The sequence below is a fragment of the Microcystis sp. LE18-22.4A genome (assembly GCF_027531105.1).
Lineage (GTDB): Bacteria > Cyanobacteriota > Cyanobacteriia > Cyanobacteriales > Microcystaceae > Microcystis > Microcystis aeruginosa.
This window is the reverse complement of record NZ_JAPZRB010000353.1, coordinates 1-1,117: the sequence shown is the minus strand read 5'-3', so window position 1 is coordinate 1,117 and position 1,117 is coordinate 1. Positions and strand designations below refer to the sequence as shown.

Annotated in this window: 1 protein-coding gene; it reads left to right on the top strand. The window is 42.3% G+C overall.

What is annotated here, in order from left to right; genetic code table 11:
* Positions 1–478 precede the first annotated feature (478 nt).
* Positions 479–883, top strand: a complete 405-nt coding sequence (locus tag O9295_RS16015) for a DUF1622 domain-containing protein (RefSeq protein ID WP_002762845.1) — start codon at positions 479–481, stop codon at positions 881–883.
* The last annotated feature ends 234 nt before the right edge of the window (positions 884–1,117 follow it).

Here is a 1,117-nt window from a genome sequence, read left to right as displayed (position 1 = left end):
GGTTCTTCGTTACTTGGTATGGTTCGATAGGGGGGCATAAATCGACTAAATCCTTATCTGGCAAGAGACTTAATTGATTAGTTCGCTCTAGAGCAAAAACAATTGACAAAAATCGCTAAATGCCTTTCTATATAAGGGTTCCATCCCTTATAACCCCCGTCCATTGCATAACAATTACCGAAGAGCCAATTTAAGTAGGGAGGCACAATTAGTTGTAGGATGGGTTGGCGGTAGCGTAACATGAGCAGGCGTTGGGTTTCATGCTTCAACCCAACCTACGTTCATCTTATATTTAATTCCACCCACCCACTTAATCTTGAGATGGCAGGTTGGTTTATCGGATTTGTGGCAAGAGACCAACCTACTTACTCAAAGCAATCAAAATCGTTGTCAACTGTTGCCTTGGTGCTAAGATGGGATTAGTGTCTTTTCTAGGGATTCTCTGGCGAGTTTCGGTGCTTGGACAATCAGGGAAGAAATGGAATTTTTAGCAACTTTAGAAACAGGCTTGATCTCTGCCGTGGCAATCATCAAGTTTTGCCTAGAAAGTATTTCGATCGCTTGTGTGGTGATCGGATTAATTAAAACCCTACAATTAGCTTGGCAGTCTAATCGTCACCGTCGCAGTCTTCCCCCTTTTTCCTTCAATCAAATTCGCATTCGTTTCGGTACTTGGCTATCTTTAGCCCTAGAGTTTCAGTTAGGTGGAGACATCGTGGCTACTACCGTCACACCTACTATAGAAGCCTTGGCACAACTCGCCCTCATCGCTATTATCCGAACTTTCCTCAACTATTTCCTCAGCCAAGAATTGGAAACGGAATTGTCCATGGAAAAAGAGCGATCGCAACTAGCAGCCCAGGACAATCTCAGGGATTTTTAATGCCAAAAAAAGGTGAGTTGACAATCACCTGACCTAACCCCTGATAAGCTGTTGACTATTGAGGGTATGCTAAAAAAGTTTTTCAGCAAGCTCTAGATAGGGCTTGCTGAATAAATCTAAAAACCTTGTTGGGTAAGACTTTTAGACTTTTTGTCAATCAAAAAGTACCAGTTGTGGGAGAGATAGGGGGAAAATTCTGGGACTTTTTCTCTGAAAATTAGGTAATTGACCAGA

Coding starts and splice junctions, on each gene's coding strand:
- O9295_RS16015 (WP_002762845.1), top strand. CDS start 479: ATGGAATTTTTAGCAACTTTAGAAACAGGCTTGATCTCTGCCGTGGCA.